The sequence below is a fragment of the Enterobacter sp. N5-15 genome (assembly GCF_057221635.1).
Window position 1 is genome coordinate 1,790,161 of the sequence record NZ_CM170150.1, and the last position, 14,925, is coordinate 1,805,085.

At 55.5% G+C, this 14,925-nt stretch carries 14 protein-coding genes; 11 read left to right on the forward strand and 3 right to left on the reverse strand.

Annotation, left to right across the window (positions count from 1 at the left end):
- Positions 1–46: 46 nt before the first annotated feature.
- The gene (locus AC2TE5_RS08445; RefSeq protein WP_484613019.1) at positions 47–1,261 is read right to left on the reverse strand and encodes an MFS transporter; all 1,215 of its coding nucleotides are present in this window, start codon (positions 1,259–1,261) and stop codon (positions 47–49) included.
- A 145-nt stretch (positions 1,262–1,406) separates the two neighbouring features.
- Here AC2TE5_RS08445 and AC2TE5_RS08450 point away from each other — a divergent pair, with 145 nt between their 5' ends.
- Complete coding sequence (locus AC2TE5_RS08450) at positions 1,407–2,309, forward strand: LysR substrate-binding domain-containing protein (RefSeq protein ID WP_407601102.1); 903 nt, start codon at positions 1,407–1,409, stop codon at positions 2,307–2,309.
- 41 nt (positions 2,310–2,350) lie between these two features.
- Here AC2TE5_RS08450 and rne read toward each other — a convergent pair whose 3' ends face one another.
- On the reverse strand, positions 2,351–5,479 hold the full coding sequence (gene rne, locus AC2TE5_RS08455; protein WP_484613020.1) for a ribonuclease E: 3,129 nt from the start codon (positions 5,477–5,479) through the stop codon (positions 2,351–2,353).
- Between the two features lie 572 nt (positions 5,480–6,051).
- Between rne and rluC the strand changes: the two genes are divergently transcribed.
- A complete protein-coding gene (gene rluC, locus AC2TE5_RS08460; protein WP_024909023.1) occupies positions 6,052–6,999 on the forward strand; it encodes a 23S rRNA pseudouridine(955/2504/2580) synthase RluC in 948 nt (315 codons plus the stop codon).
- A 66-nt stretch (positions 7,000–7,065) separates the two neighbouring features.
- Here rluC and AC2TE5_RS08465 read toward each other — a convergent pair whose 3' ends face one another.
- On the reverse strand, positions 7,066–7,650 hold the full coding sequence (locus AC2TE5_RS08465) for a Maf family protein (protein WP_484613021.1): 585 nt from the start codon (positions 7,648–7,650) through the stop codon (positions 7,066–7,068).
- A gap of 140 nt (positions 7,651–7,790) precedes the next feature.
- Here AC2TE5_RS08465 and yceD point away from each other — a divergent pair, with 140 nt between their 5' ends.
- From yceD to pabC, 9 genes are all read left to right on the forward strand, one after another.
- Complete coding sequence (yceD, locus tag AC2TE5_RS08470; RefSeq protein ID WP_014883375.1) at positions 7,791–8,312, forward strand: 23S rRNA accumulation protein YceD; 522 nt, start codon at positions 7,791–7,793, stop codon at positions 8,310–8,312.
- A gap of 16 nt (positions 8,313–8,328) precedes the next feature.
- Positions 8,329–8,502 carry a 50S ribosomal protein L32 gene (gene rpmF / locus AC2TE5_RS08475; RefSeq protein ID WP_003857964.1) on the forward strand — a complete coding sequence of 58 codons (174 nt, stop codon included), beginning with the start codon at positions 8,329–8,331 and terminating at the stop codon, positions 8,500–8,502.
- Between the two features lie 80 nt (positions 8,503–8,582).
- A complete protein-coding gene (gene plsX, locus AC2TE5_RS08480) occupies positions 8,583–9,617 on the forward strand; it encodes a phosphate acyltransferase PlsX (RefSeq protein ID WP_060568787.1) in 1,035 nt (344 codons plus the stop codon).
- Between the two features lie 6 nt (positions 9,618–9,623).
- Positions 9,624–10,577 carry a beta-ketoacyl-ACP synthase III gene (locus AC2TE5_RS08485; protein WP_032658014.1) on the forward strand — a complete coding sequence of 318 codons (954 nt, stop codon included), beginning with the start codon at positions 9,624–9,626 and terminating at the stop codon, positions 10,575–10,577.
- Between the two features lie 15 nt (positions 10,578–10,592).
- Positions 10,593–11,522 (forward strand): ACP S-malonyltransferase, encoded by a 930-nt coding sequence (gene fabD / locus AC2TE5_RS08490; protein ID WP_059311028.1) that lies wholly within the window; start codon positions 10,593–10,595, stop codon positions 11,520–11,522.
- 12 nt (positions 11,523–11,534) lie between these two features.
- Entirely contained in the window at positions 11,535–12,269 is a 735-nt protein-coding gene (gene fabG / locus AC2TE5_RS08495) for a 3-oxoacyl-ACP reductase FabG (protein WP_008500795.1), read from the forward strand.
- 154 nt (positions 12,270–12,423) lie between these two features.
- Positions 12,424–12,660 (forward strand): acyl carrier protein, encoded by a 237-nt coding sequence (gene acpP, locus AC2TE5_RS08500; RefSeq protein ID WP_003857954.1) that lies wholly within the window; start codon positions 12,424–12,426, stop codon positions 12,658–12,660.
- Positions 12,661–12,751: 91 nt separating this feature from the next.
- Positions 12,752–13,993, forward strand: coding sequence for a beta-ketoacyl-ACP synthase II (fabF, locus tag AC2TE5_RS08505; protein WP_023335279.1), 1,242 nt, complete (start codon positions 12,752–12,754; stop codon positions 13,991–13,993).
- Positions 13,994–14,113: 120 nt separating this feature from the next.
- Complete coding sequence (gene pabC, locus AC2TE5_RS08510) at positions 14,114–14,923, forward strand: aminodeoxychorismate lyase (protein WP_484613022.1); 810 nt, start codon at positions 14,114–14,116, stop codon at positions 14,921–14,923.
- Positions 14,924–14,925: the final 2 nt, after the last annotated feature.

The following is a 14,925-nucleotide window of genomic DNA, read 5'->3' on the forward strand; positions in this document are numbered from 1 at the left end:
ACTGGGCATGTTTTACTGCCCAATCCGTCTGGATTGGGCATTTTTTTTATGCAACTTCCGCCGGTGCGGAGGCGACTCGTGCGCTTTCTATCAGACGGATTGCCAGCGCAATGACGCCACAGACTGTCGCCAGCGCGACCACGCCCGTCCAGCCAGCCAGCGAGTAGATATTGCTGCCTAACGCGGAACCCAGCGCCATCCCGATAAAGACCACCGTAAAGAGCAGGGCATTGAGACGACCCCGCGCCTGCGGTTCAAGGCTGTATACCAGGTTCTGGTGAGCGACCAGGCTGGACTGCAGGCCCAGGTCGAACCCGACGGCGGAGACGGCGATCAGCATCAGCTGTCCATGAACGCCCAACGCGGGCATCAGGAACATCAGGGCGAATGAGACGGTCACAAGAACTGCACCAAGCTGCGTGACTTTTCCCGCGCCGAGTTTGTCCGCCAGACCTCCTGCCAGCGGGGCAGCTAACGCACCGGCGGCACCAGCAATACCAAAGCCCCCCGCGACGGCACTACCCAGGTGATAGCGTTCCAGCAGCATGACCGCAAGCGTAGACCAGAAGGCGCTAAAGGCAACCGACAGAAAACCCTGGGCCAGCGCCGCACGGCGCAGCGCCGGATAGCGACGCCACAGATGTTCCATTGAGCGCATCAGCGCCGGGTAGCTCAGCGTGGAGTGAATGGCAAAACGGGGAAGCACAAACCACATCATAACCCCGATGAACGCAATGCTCGCCGCCGCCAGCTGGTACATGACGCGCCAGCCAAACGCTTCGCCCATCACGCCGCTCACGGTTCTTGATAATAAGATGCCCATCAGCAGCCCGGTCATTACCGTGCCTACGGTTTTCCCCTGTTTACCTTCCGGCGCAAGAATGGCCGCGGCAGGGACGATATCCTGTGCCATGGTGGCGGCCATGCCGATGAGCAGGCTTGCCAGCAGCAGAGAATGGATCTGCCCGGTCAGGCTACAGCCGAGAAGAAACAGCGCCAGCGCCGCACTCTTTATCAGGATTAACGTCCTGCGGTCGTGGCGATCGCCGAGCGGTAGCAGGAACAGGATCCCCAGGGCATATCCCGCCTGGGTGAGCGTCGGGACCAGGCCCATTCCTTCGATACTCAGGTGAAGGTCTGCGCCCATCAGCGGCAGCAGAGGCTGAGCATAATAGATAGATGCCACGCTGAAACCTGCACCTATCGCCAGCATTAAGATTACCCAGCGGCTCACGGCATGGGCGGCGGTTGTTGTGTTCATAAGATGTTCCTCATTCGTCGTGTGAGGCTATTTTTTATCAGTACGTCTTGCGACGGTAGCGGGCCCGGTGGTAAAACGCTTATACGTTGAACGTATAAGTGAAAATGCGATGAAAAGAGCTGAGCGTATAGACAGGGTCGAGTTAATGCGGACGTTTGTCCGCATTGTGGAGGCGGGTTCCCTCTCTGCGGCGGCGCGGCAGCTGGCCACCACTCAGGCCACGGTGAGCAGACGGTTACAGTCGCTGGAGACCATGCTGGGGGTGCGCCTGATACTGCGCACTACCCATACGACGCGGCTGACGGATGACGGCGAGCGCTGCTATCAACACGCCCGTCGGGTGATTGACAGCTGGCTGGCGCTGGAAGATGAGGTGGGGCAGACGGAAGATGAGCCCGTAGGCGTGCTGCGGGTGCGGGCACCCCACGCGTTTGGTCAGGACCAGCTTCTGAAACCCGTAACCGAATTTTTGCAACGCTATCCGCAGCTTTCGATTGAGTGGATGCTCAACGATCGGTCGGCGGACTTCCTCGGCGACAACCTTGACTGTGCTATTCGGGTGGGCGTGGAGGTCGATCCGGCGACCGTATCCGTGCTGCTGGCCGAAGTGCCGCGCTCGGTGGTGGCTTCACCGGCGCTGCTGGCCCGTTTTCCAACGGTTACCACGCCGGAGGATTTGCAGCAGTTTCCCTGGATAGCGATTAGCTCTTTCTACCAGCGCCATGTAGAGCTTTTTCACGATGCATCACCTGCCACCGCGCGAGTGGCGATTACCCCACGCCTCAGCACCGATAGCCTGTATGTCGCACGCAACACGGCGCTTACCGGCCTTGGCGTCGCGGTGGTATCCAGCTGGACGGTACAGGATGATATTCGGGAAGGGCGGCTGGTGCATTTGCTGCCAGAGTGGCAGCCAGCGGCGCTACCGGTGCATCTGGTCTATCCCTGGTCCCGTTATTATCCGGCACGCTTGCGGCGTTTTCTGGAGTTGATGCGGCAGGTCATGCCGGAGGTCACCGGGATGAGAAAGCCCGTGCAGCAGCCATAAAAAAAGCCGACCCTAAGGTCGGCTTTTTACTTTCAGCGTCGTTATTCGACAGACTGCGGACGCGTTGCCGGTGCAGTCGCCTGATGCGTTGCACTGTGGCCGCCTGCAGCGCCTTTACCGTCAAAGCTGAACGCCGGGCGTACCCAGTCACTGTGACGCGGGGCTTCTGGCACGTAATCCGGCGCCGGGGCGCGCGTCATTGGTGCCGTCGCCACGTGGGCAGCGGCTGGCGCAGAGACAACCGGCTCAGGTTTCACCTCAGGCGCTTTCGCTTCTTCGACAACCGGTTCAACCTGAATCTCAACGTCCTGAACGACTTCTTCAGTGGTGGTTTCAACGAGGGTTTCAGCGGTGTCTTCCACTGCGGCTACAGGTTCAGCCTCTTCAGCGACTTCCTCAGCCACCACGGCATCTTCCTCGGCGATAAGCTGCGGTGCGGCATCAACCGGCGCGGCAATCACTTCTGGATGGGTGGTTTCAACTTCCACTGCGTGAGGTGCTTCAGTTTCAACAACCTGAGGCTCAACCACGGTTGCCGCTTCAGTCACGACGTCTTCTATCGCTGCTGCGGGTGCAATCACCTCTTCGGTTACAGGCTGTTCTTCAACAACCTGCTCCGGGCGAGCAACCGGGTAGCGGATCCAGACTTTACCGGAGGCCATTTCTGGTGAAGCACAGGCAATGGTCAGCGGCATTGGCGACTGAGTTGGGTAACGCTCGTCACGATAGCGACGACGGCGCTGGCCGCTGACGCGCAGATGACGTGGAGAACGGCGTGAACGGCGCGGCATACCGGCGTTATCACGGTTTTCACCGTTATCATCCTGCTCAACGTTGTTTTCAACGACCGCTGGGAGATCAACTTTCGCCAGCTGCGTACCGGTTGTGCTCTCGCTGGTTTCAACCGCGACAACGGCTGACTCTTCGGTTACTTCAGAGGCGAAGCGAACTTTCTGAGCAAGCTGGCGCTGCTTACGACGCGGCATAACCTGAGTACGTTCTTCCTGCTCGCCGTCCTGCTGTTCAACAGGCTCTTCGCGGTTCAGGTTTTTGACTTCCTGCTGTGCCTGACGCTTCTCGTCGTTACGACGACGGCTGCGTTCACGGCGCGGCTGCTGGTCATCACGCTGTTTGCTCTTCTCAGACTCATCGCCCGCCTGCTGGCGAATTTCACGATCTTCAACATTTGGCTGTTGTTTCTCGCGACGGTTGCGGCGGTTGTCTTCGCGTTGCTCACGGCCTTCGCCATTCTCAGAGCGATTGTCGCGGTTGTCACGACGCTCGCTGCGGTCATTACGGTCATTACGATCGCTGCGGTCGTTACGATCGCGGCGGTTGTTTTGACGCTTGCGACGATCCTGCTGACGCTCTGGTTTGGCCGCTTTAGGCTCTTCTTTCGGCTGCTCTGGCTGAACTTCTTCTTCAGCAAACATCTTCTTCAGCGCGCCAAAGAAGCGGCTCAGCAGACCCGGCTGTGCCGGCTGGGCTTTCGCTGCAGCTGCTTCTGGTTTCTGCGCTTCAGGTTTGGCAGCAGGTTTTTCCAGAGCTGCTTCCGGTGGCGCTTCTGGCATGATGAAGGTCGCTAACGCAGGCTGCTCTGGCAGTTTGCGCTCGGCAGGCTCTTCATCGGAAGGCAGGGCCATCTCTTCTTCATGCAGCTTCGGCAGCAGGTAGCTGAGGGTGGTTGTCTCTTCGCCCTTACGCACACGCAGTACGTGATAGTGTGGGGTCTGCATCTGGTCGTTTGGCACGATGATGCAGCGAACGCCGCCCTGACGCGCTTCAATCGCACTTACCGCTGCACGTTTTTCGTTCAGCAGGTAAGAGGCAACGGGCACTGGCACAATGGCGTGAACCTCTTTGGTATTCTCTTTCAGCGCTTCTTCTTCAATCAGACGCAGAATGGAGAGGGACAGAGATTCGTTATCACGCACGGTACCGGTGCCGGAGCAGCGCGGACAGACGTGATGACTGGACTCACCGAGAGACGGGCTCAGACGCTGACGGGACATCTCCAGCAGGCCAAAGCGTGAGATATGGCTAATCTGGATACGCGCCCTGTCCTGACGCACTGCTTCGCGCAGACGGTTTTCAACCGCACGCTGATGGCGAACAGGGGTCATGTCGATGAAGTCGATAACAATCAGACCACCCAGGTCGCGCAGGCGGAGCTGGCGGGCGATTTCATCAGCGGCTTCGAGGTTAGTGTTGTAGGCGGTCTCTTCGATATCGCCACCGCGCGTTGCACGTGCGGAGTTGATGTCGATAGCGGTCAGCGCTTCAGTGGTATCGATAACGATAGAACCGCCGGAAGGCAGGCGCACTTCACGCTGGAAGGCCGACTCAATCTGGGATTCGATCTGATAGTGGCTGAACAGCGGGATTTCACCGGTGTACAGTTTAATTTTGCTGGTGAAATCCGGACGACCCAGCGCGGCGATGTGCTGGCGCGCCAGCTCAAGCACTTTCGGGTTATCGATAAGAATCTCACCGATGTCCTGACGCAGGTAATCACGGAAGGCACGCACGATAACGTTACTTTCCTGGTGGATCAGGAACGGAGCAGGGCGGCTTTCCGCTGCTTTCTGAATGGCTTCCCAGTGCTTCAGACGGAAGCTCAGGTCCCATTGCAGCGCTTCGGCTGATTTGCCTACGCCTGCGGTACGCACGATAAGCCCCATGCCATCAGGCAGTTCGAGGCTTGCCAGCGCTTCTTTCAGCTCGGTACGGTCATCACCTTCGATACGGCGAGAGATGCCACCCGCACGCGGGTTGTTAGGCATCAGAACCAGATAGCTCCCTGCCAGGCTGATAAAGGTGGTCAGTGCGGCACCTTTGTTGCCACGCTCTTCTTTATCAATCTGAACGATAACTTCCTGACCTTCACGCAGAACATCTTTGATGTTTGGGCGGCCATGGGCGTTGTAGTTTGCAGGGAAATATTCGCGGGCGATTTCTTTCAGGGGGAGGAAACCATGACGCTCAGCACCGTAATCGACAAATGCAGCTTCAAGGCTTGGTTCAATGCGGGTGATTTTACCTTTGTAAATGTTCGCTTTTTTCTGTTCGTGTCCAGGACTTTCGATATCCAGATCGTACAGGCGCTGCCCATCCACAAGGGCGACACGCAACTCTTCTTGCTGAGTTGCGTTGATTAACATTCTTTTCATCGTAACTTACTCGTTATTCTTACATTGACGACAAAGCTGCGGGCAAGGTGACGCTTTCCGGGGTATGAACCGATGGCCTCGTGTCTGTTCACGTCGCCAACCTCACGGTTGTCGCTCGCTTAAGAGGCGCAGAGTGTCGGTTGCCTGTGTTTCATACGGAAACACAGCGCAATTATCAGGGGAATTGCCTGGGTAGAACTCTCCAGAGAACAATCCTTATACCGGGAAGTACTGCAACCCGCAGCCCGCTAACTGCCTGAAAGATCAATACGTCTTACGCCATTGCTGCGTTGATGATCGGTCAGACAAAATTGGTCATTCCGTCAACATCCTTACTTAACCAGGATTTAACACGGAAAACAGCCTCATTATTCCACTGCTCGCCGGGTTATAGCAAGATGACTTTTACCAATTATCACCCGGTTACTCACAGTTTCTTCACTTCAGAATGGCGATTGGTTTAATAACCACCAAATCGGTTGCGCGAAACGGGGAGCTGGCCAGATAAAAGTAAATATAAGCATAGAAAAATGAGTGGCGCTAATGGCTGACGATATTTAGAATCGCCAACCATGAAAACAGAGACTCCAGCCGTAAAAATGGTTGCCATCGCCGAAGATGACGCGGGGCAACGTATCGATAACTTTTTGCGCACCCAGTTGAAAGGTGTGCCAAAGAGTATGATTTACCGCATCCTGCGTAAGGGCGAGGTGCGGGTTAACAAAAAACGCGTGAAGCCCGAGTACAAACTCGAGGCGGGCGATGAAGTGCGTATTCCGCCGGTGCGCGTTGCGGAACGTGAAGAAGAGACCGTTTCACCGAAGCTACAGAAAGTGGCGGCCCTGAGCGATGTGATCCTTTACGAAGATGATCACATTCTGGTGCTCAATAAACCGTCAGGAACGGCTGTCCATGGCGGTAGCGGTCTGAGCTTCGGCGTGATTGAAGGGCTGCGAGCCCTGCGCCCGGAAGCGCGCTTCCTTGAGCTGGTGCACCGTCTTGACCGCGACACCTCTGGCGTACTGCTGGTGGCGAAAAAGCGTTCTGCGCTGCGTTCGTTGCACGAACAGCTGCGAGAAAAAGGGATGCAGAAAGACTACCTGGCGCTGGTTCGCGGTCAGTGGCAGTCCCATGTAAAGGTGGTGCAGGCGCCGCTGCTGAAGAATATTCTGCAAAGCGGTGAACGTATTGTCCGCGTGAGCCAGGAAGGGAAACCGTCTGAGACGCGCTTTAAAGTTGAAGAGCGCTATGAGTTTGCCACGCTGGTGCGCTGCAGTCCGGTGACCGGTCGTACCCACCAGATCCGCGTGCATACGCAGTTTGCAGGACACCCAATCGCCTTTGATGACCGCTATGGCGACCGCGAGTTTGATAAGCAACTGGCGGGGACGGGGCTGTCGCGTCTGTTCCTGCATGCGGCAGCGCTGAAGTTTACCCATCCTAATACGGGGGAAGTCATCCGTATTGAAGCGCCGTTAGATGAGCAGTTGAAACGCTGTCTTAAGGTTCTGCGCGGCTGATTTTGCTTTCCTCCCTCTCCCTGTGGGAGAGGGCCGGGGTGAGGGCATCAGGCCGCAGCGTCCCAGTCACATTGTCAGCGGATTACACTCTTCTCGTCTTAACATCTGACACAGGGCAATCAGCGGTAACCCCACCAGCGTGTTGGGATCGCGACCGTCCAGCTTGTCGAACAGCGCAATCCCCAATCCTTCACTTTTAAAACTCCCCGCACAGTTCAGCGGTCGTTCCCGGCGCACATAATCCACGATCTCTTGCTCGCTGAGATGGCGGAAGTGTACGTCGAACGGCTCGCACTCCGTTTGCAGATGACCGCTGGCGGAGTTAAAGAGCGCCAGGCCCGTATAAAAGGTCACGATCGTGCCTCGCGCACGCAGAAGCTGCTGGCAGGCTTTCTCTTCCGTATGGGGCTTGCCGGTGATTTCGCCGTCCAGCACGCAAACCTGATCGGAGCCTATAATCAAATGCGAAGGATAGCGTGCGGCCAGCGACTGCGCTTTTTCCTTAGCAAGACGCGTCACCAGATGACGCGGTGATTCGCCCGGCTGTGGCGTCTCATCAACCTCTGGCGCGGCGCATTCAAACGGGATCCCGAGCTTTTCCAGCAGCGTTCGGCGGTAGGGAGAAGTGGAAGCAAGGACGAGATTTGGCATATTTTTATCACCAGATATAGCGTATCGATGCCAGCCATTTTAAACTACAGGCCGCAATGTGTGCGAATAATTGGCAAAAGGCAGCTCTGGTTGCCTTTTTCTTTGACTCTATGACGTTACAAAGTTAATATGCGCGCCCTATGCAAAAGGTAAAATTACCCCTGACTCTTGATCCGGTTCGTACGGCTCAAAAACGCCTCGATTACGAAGGTATCTATACTTCCGATCAGGCTGAGCGTATTGCCGAATCCGTAGTCAGTGTGGACAGTGATGTAGAATGCTCCATGTCGTTCGCTATCGACAACCAGCGTCTCGCCGTTTTAACCGGTGATGCAAAGGTGACGGTAACGCTCGAGTGTCAGCGTTGCGGGAAACCGTTTGTACAGCATGTTCACACAACGTATTGTTTCAGTCCGGTTCGTTCTGACGAACAGGCTGAAGCACTCCCGGAAGCGTATGAGCCGATTGAGGTTAACGAATTCGGTGAAATCGATCTTCTGGCTCTGGTTGAAGATGAAATCATCCTCACCTTGCCAGTGGTTCCGGTGCATGATTCTGAACACTGTGAAGTGTCCGAGGCGGACATGGTCTTTGGGGAACTGCCTGATGAAGCGCAAAAACCAAACCCATTTGCCGTATTAGCCAGCTTAAAGCGTAAGTAATTGAGGAGTAAGGTCCATGGCCGTACAACAGAATAAACCAACCCGTTCCAAACGTGGCATGCGTCGTTCCCATGACGCGCTGACTGCAGTTACCAGCCTGTCTGTAGACAAGACTTCTGGTGAGAAACACCTGCGTCACCACATCACCGCTGACGGTTTCTACCGCGGCCGCAAGGTTATCACTAAGTAATCACGCGCAAGCGTGATTAGGCTTAGTGAGGATTTCCCCGTGCAAACGGGGAATTTACCGAACCAGGCTGCGACGATACCTTGACACGTCTAACCCTGGCGTTAGATGTCATGGGGGGAGATTTTGGCCCTTCCGTGACAGTGCCTGCAGCATTGCAGGCACTGAATTCTAATTCGCAACTCACACTTCTTTTAGTCGGCAATCCCGACGCAATCACGCCATTACTCGCAAAAGCTGACTTTGAACAACGTTCGCGTCTGCAGATTATTCCTGCGCAGTCAGTTATTGCCAGTGATGCCCGACCCTCGCAGGCTATTCGCAATAGTCGTGGCAGCTCTATGCGGATAGCGCTGGAGCTGGTGAAAGAAGGGCGAGCCCAGGCCTGCGTTAGCGCGGGGAATACCGGCGCGCTGATGGGGCTGTCGAAATTACTGCTCAAACCTATTGAAGGTATTGAGCGTCCGGCGCTGGTGACGGTGTTACCGCATCAGCAGAAGGGCAAAACGGTGGTGCTCGATTTGGGCGCTAACGTCGACTGTGATAGTACTATGCTGGCTCAGTTTGCCGTGATGGGATCGGTGCTGGCAGAAGAAGTCGTCGGGATCAACACTCCCCGTGTTGCGTTACTGAACATTGGTGAAGAAGAGACCAAAGGCCTGGACAGCATTCGCGAAGCGGCTGAATTGCTCAAACAGGTTCCCTCCATCAACTATATTGGTTATCTCGAAGCCAATGAGTTGTTGACGGGTAAAACGGATGTTCTGGTGTGCGATGGCTTCACCGGAAACGTCACGTTGAAGACCATGGAAGGGGTCGTGCGCATGTTTCTTTCTCTGCTGAAATCTCAGGGAGAAGGCAAAAAAAGCGCCTGGTGGCTAATTTTATTGAAGCGTTGGTTACAAAAGAGCCTGACGCGGCGATTCAGTCACCTCAACCCCGACCAGTATAATGGCGCCTGTCTGTTAGGATTGCGCGGCATCGTGATTAAGAGTCATGGCGCCGCCAATCAGCGAGCATTTGCTGTCGCGATTGAACAGGCAGTGCAGGCGGTGCAGCGACAAGTCCCTCAGCGGATTGCCGCTCGCCTGGAATCTGTATTAGCTAAAAGTGACTGAGCGTACATGTATACGAAGATTTTAGGTACCGGCAGCTACCTGCCAAAACAAGTGCGTACCAACGCCGATCTGGAAAAAATGGTAGATACGTCTGACGAGTGGATTGTCACGCGCACAGGTATCCGTGAACGTCGTATTGCCGCGCCAGACGAAACCGTGTCGACCATGGGTTACGAAGCCGCACAGCGTGCTATCGAAATGGCGGGCATTGATAAAGAACAGATTGGTTTGATCGTGGTCGCCACGACGTCTGCCACGCATGCTTTCCCAAGCGCGGCGTGCCAGGTGCAAAACATGCTCGGCATCAAAGGCTGCCCGGCGTTTGACGTCGCTGCCGCGTGTGCAGGCTTCACCTATGCGCTGAGCGTTGCCGATCAGTACGTGAAATCCGGTGCCGTTAAATATGCGCTGGTGATCGGTGCTGACGTGCTGGCGCGCACCTGCGATCCAACCGATCGCGGAACGATCATTATTTTTGGTGATGGTGCAGGCGCGGTGCTGCTGGGGCAGTCCGAAGAGCCGGGTATCATCTCGACGCATCTGCATGCTGATGGCAGCTACGGCGAACTGTTGACCCTGCCTAACGCCGATCGCGTTAATCCGGACAACTCGATTTTCCTGACTATGGCAGGGAACGAGGTGTTCAAGGTGGCGGTGACTGAGCTTGCACACATCGTTGATGAAACGCTGGAAGCGAATAACCTTGAGCGCTCCGCGCTTGACTGGCTGGTACCGCATCAGGCGAACCTGCGTATCATCAGCGCGACCGCTAAAAAGCTCGGCATGTCGATGGATAACGTTGTGGTGACGCTGGATCGTCATGGCAACACCTCTGCGGCGTCGGTACCGTGCGCATTTGATGAAGCGGTACGCGATGGACGAATCAAACGGGGCCAGCTGGTCTTGCTTGAAGCCTTCGGTGGCGGGTTCACCTGGGGTTCCGCGCTGGTTCGTTTCTAGGATAAGGAATAAAAAATGACGCAATTTGCTTTTGTGTTCCCGGGCCAGGGCTCTCAAACGGTTGGGATGTTGTCTGAAATGGCAGCAAACTACCCGGTAATTGAAGAGACTTTCCGTGAAGCTTCTGATGCACTGGGTTATGATTTATGGGCGCTGACCCAGCAGGGTCCGGCCGAAGAACTGAACAAAACCTGGCAGACTCAGCCAGCGCTGCTGACCGCGTCCGTTGCGCTGTGGCGCGTCTGGCAGCAGCAGGGCGGTAAAGCGCCAGCGCTGCTCGCCGGTCACAGCCTGGGTGAATACTCTGCGCTGGTGTGTGCCGGCGTGATCGCGTTTGCTGACGCGGTACGTCTGGTTGAACTGCGCGGTAAATTCATGCAGGAAGCGGTGCCGGAAGGCACGGGCGGCATGTCTGCCATCATCGGTCTGGATGACGCTGCAATTGCAAAAGCGTGTGAAGAATCTGCTGAAGGCCAGGTTGTCTCTCCGGTAAACTTCAACTCGCCGGGCCAGGTGGTTATCGCCGGTCATAAAGAAGCGGTTGAACGTGCGGGTGCTGCCTGTAAAGCTGCTGGCGCGAAACGTGCGCTGCCGCTGCCGGTCAGCGTGCCTTCTCACTGTGCGCTGATGAAGCCTGCTGCCGAGAAACTGGCGGTTGAGCTGGAAAAAATTACGTTTAACGCACCGACGATTTCCGTTGTGAACAACGTCGATGTGAAATGCGAAACCACGCCGGAAGCTATCCGTGACGCACTGGTTCGCCAGCTCTACAGCCCGGTACAGTGGACCAAAACCGTTGAGTTTATGGCAGCGGAGGGCGTTGAGCATCTGTATGAAGTCGGCCCAGGTAAAGTCCTCACCGGTCTGACAAAACGTATTGTTGACACCCTGACAGCCTCGGCGATTAACGAGCCGGAAGCAATGTCAGCGGCACTCTCGCAATAAAAGAGGAATACCATGAGTTTTGAAGGAAAAATCGCCCTGGTCACTGGCGCAAGCCGCGGTATCGGGCGTGCAATTGCTGAAACACTGGTTGCGCGCGGCGCGAAGGTGATTGGTACAGCAACCAGCGAGAATGGCGCTCAGGCCATCAGCGAGTATCTGGGTGCAAACGGTAAAGGTCTGGTACTGAATGTGACTGAACCTGCATCTATCGAATCTGTTCTGGAAAATATTCGCGCAGAGTTTGGCGAAGTGGATATTCTGGTAAACAATGCCGGCATCACTCGCGATAACCTGTTAATGCGAATGAAAGACGACGAGTGGAACGATATCATCGAAACCAACCTGTCATCTGTATTCCGTCTGTCAAAAGCGGTAATGCGCGCTATGATGAAAAAGCGTCATGGTCGTATTATCACTGTCGGTTCTGTGGTTGGTACCATGGGAAATGCTGGTCAGGCTAACTACGCTGCGGCGAAAGCAGGTCTGATTGGTTTCAGTAAGTCGCTGGCGCGTGAAGTTGCGTCCCGCGGTATTACGGTAAACGTTGTTGCTCCGGGCTTTATTGAAACGGACATGACGCGTGCGCTGACTGATGAGCAGCGTGCGGGTACGCTGGCGGCAGTTCCGGCGGGTCGTCTTGGCGACCCTAAAGAAATCGCCAGTGCGGTTGCATTTTTAGCCTCTGACGAAGCGGGTTACATCACTGGTGAGACCCTCCACGTCAACGGCGGGATGTATATGGTTTAACCACGATGAAAAATATTTGCGTTATTAGGGCGAATGGCCTCAAAATAACGTAAAATCGTGGTAAGAACTGCCGGGATTTAGTTGCAAATTTTTCAACATTTTATACACTACGAAAACCATCGCGAAAGCGAGTTTTGATAGGAAATTTAAGAGTATGAGCACTATCGAAGAACGCGTTAAGAAAATTATCGGCGAACAGCTGGGCGTTAAGCAGGAAGAAGTTGTGAACTCCGCTTCCTTCGTTGAAGACCTGGGCGCAGATTCTCTTGACACCGTTGAGCTGGTAATGGCTCTGGAAGAAGAGTTTGATACTGAGATTCCGGACGAAGAAGCTGAGAAGATCACCACCGTTCAGGCTGCCATTGATTACATCAACGGTCACCAGGCGTAAGTGAACATCTCCAGGCGGTCATTCGACCGCCTGAGTTTTATCTTTTTTAGTCCCACGAATCTCTTTTTTTATCCCTCCCTGGAGGACAAACGTGTCTAAGCGTCGTGTAGTTGTGACCGGACTTGGCATGTTGTCTCCTGTCGGCAATACCGTAGAGTCCACCTGGAAAGCTCTCCTTGCCGGTCAGAGCGGCATCAGCCTAATCGACCATTTCGATACTAGCGCCTATGCAACGAAATTTGCTGGCTTAGTAAAGGATTTTAACTGTGAAGAGATCATCTCGCGCAAAGAACAGCGCAAGATGGATGCCTTCATTCAATATGGAATTGTCGCTGGCGTTCAGGCCATGCAGGATTCTGGCCTTGAGATTACGGAAGAGAACGCAACCCGTATCGGCGCCGCTATCGGCTCCGGGATTGGCGGTCTTGGCCTGATCGAGGAAAACCATACATCTCTGATGAATGGCGGCCCGCGTAAGATCAGCCCGTTCTTCGTTCCGTCCACGATTGTTAACATGGTGGCGGGTCACCTGACCATCATGTTCGGCCTGCGTGGGCCAAGCATTTCTATCGCGACCGCCTGTACGTCTGGCGTACATAACATCGGCCAGGCCGCGCGCATTATCGCGTACGGCGATGCAGATGCTATGGTTGCGGGCGGTGCTGAAAAAGCCAGTACCCCACTGGGTGTCGGCGGTTTTGGTGCGGCGCGTGCGCTGTCTACCCGTAATGATAACCCGCAGGCGGCGAGCCGTCCGTGGGATAAAGACCGTGACGGCTTTGTGCTGGGCGACGGGGCGGGCATGATCGTACTGGAAGAGTACGAACACGCGAAAAAACGCGGTGCGAAAATTTATGCTGAAATCGTTGGTTTCGGCATGAGTAGCGATGCTTACCACATGACGTCTCCTCCTGAGAACGGCGCGGGTGCTGCGCTGGCGATGGAAAACGCGATTCGTGATGCGGGTATTACCCCAGCACAAATTGGCTACGTGAACGCGCACGGCACCTCTACGCCTGCAGGCGATAAAGCTGAAGCTCAGGCGGTTAAGTCTATCTTCGGCGAATCTGCCAGCCGCGTAATGGTGAGCTCCACGAAGTCCATGACCGGTCACCTGCTGGGTGCGGCGGGTGCAGTAGAGTCAATCTACTCCATCCTTGCGCTGCGCGATCAGGCTGTACCGCCAACCATCAACCTGGATAACCCGGATGAAGGTTGCGATCTGGACTTCGTTCCTCACGAAGCGCGTCAGGTTAGCGGTATGGAGTACACCCTGTGTAACTCCTTCGGCTTCGGCGGCACCAACGGCTCTCTGATCTTCAAAAAGATCTGATCCTGACGTCCCGATAGCGTTTAAAAAGGTCCGCTTGCCGGGCCTTTTTTATTAAGCCTAATCTTCTTGTCGGCTGCATGACATCCTGCCAGACTAAACGCCCACGCATAAGGAGCCACCATGTTTTTAATCAATGGCCTTGAGCAGGACACGCTGCCTGCCAGCGACAGGGCGATACAGTTCGGTGATGGTTGCTTTACGACGGCGCGCATTCTGGATGGCGATGTCTGCCTGCTGGAGGCGCATATTCGACGCCTGCAGCATGGCTGTGAAAAGCTCATGATCCCCTTCACGCACTGGAACACGCTGCGCCAGGAAATGTGCCAGCTGGCAACCGGGAAGGACAGCGGCGTACTCAAGGTCATCATCAGCCGCGGCAGTGGTGGCCGGGGTTACAGCGCCGCATCGTGTATCAACCCAACGCGTATTCTCTCCGTTTCTGCTTATCCCGCGCATTACTCTCGCTGGCGAGAAGACGGCGTCACGCTGACGCTGAGCCCGGTACGGCTGGGACGAAACCCGATGCTGGCCGGGCTTAAGCATCTCAATCGCCTGGAGCAGGTGCTCATTCGTACTCATCTTGAACAGACGGACGCCGATGAGGCGCTGGTTCTTGACAGCGAAGGGTTCATTACGGAATGCTGTGCGGCTAATTTATTCTGGCGGCAGGGGGAAGAGGTATTCACTCCGTCGCTGGAACACGCTGGCGTAAATGGGTTAATGCGTCAGTTTTGTCTGCAACAGCTGGCACGCTCTGGCTTTCGCGTTGTCGAAGTTAGCGCAGGAGAAGCCGCGCTACAGACTGCCGATGAAGTCATCATCTGCAATGCGCTGATGCCTGTTGTACCCGTCCGCGCGTATGGCCAACAACGCTGGTCTTCGCGCGAACTGTTTCAGTTTTTAGCCCCGATATGTGAGCAAACCAGATAGTC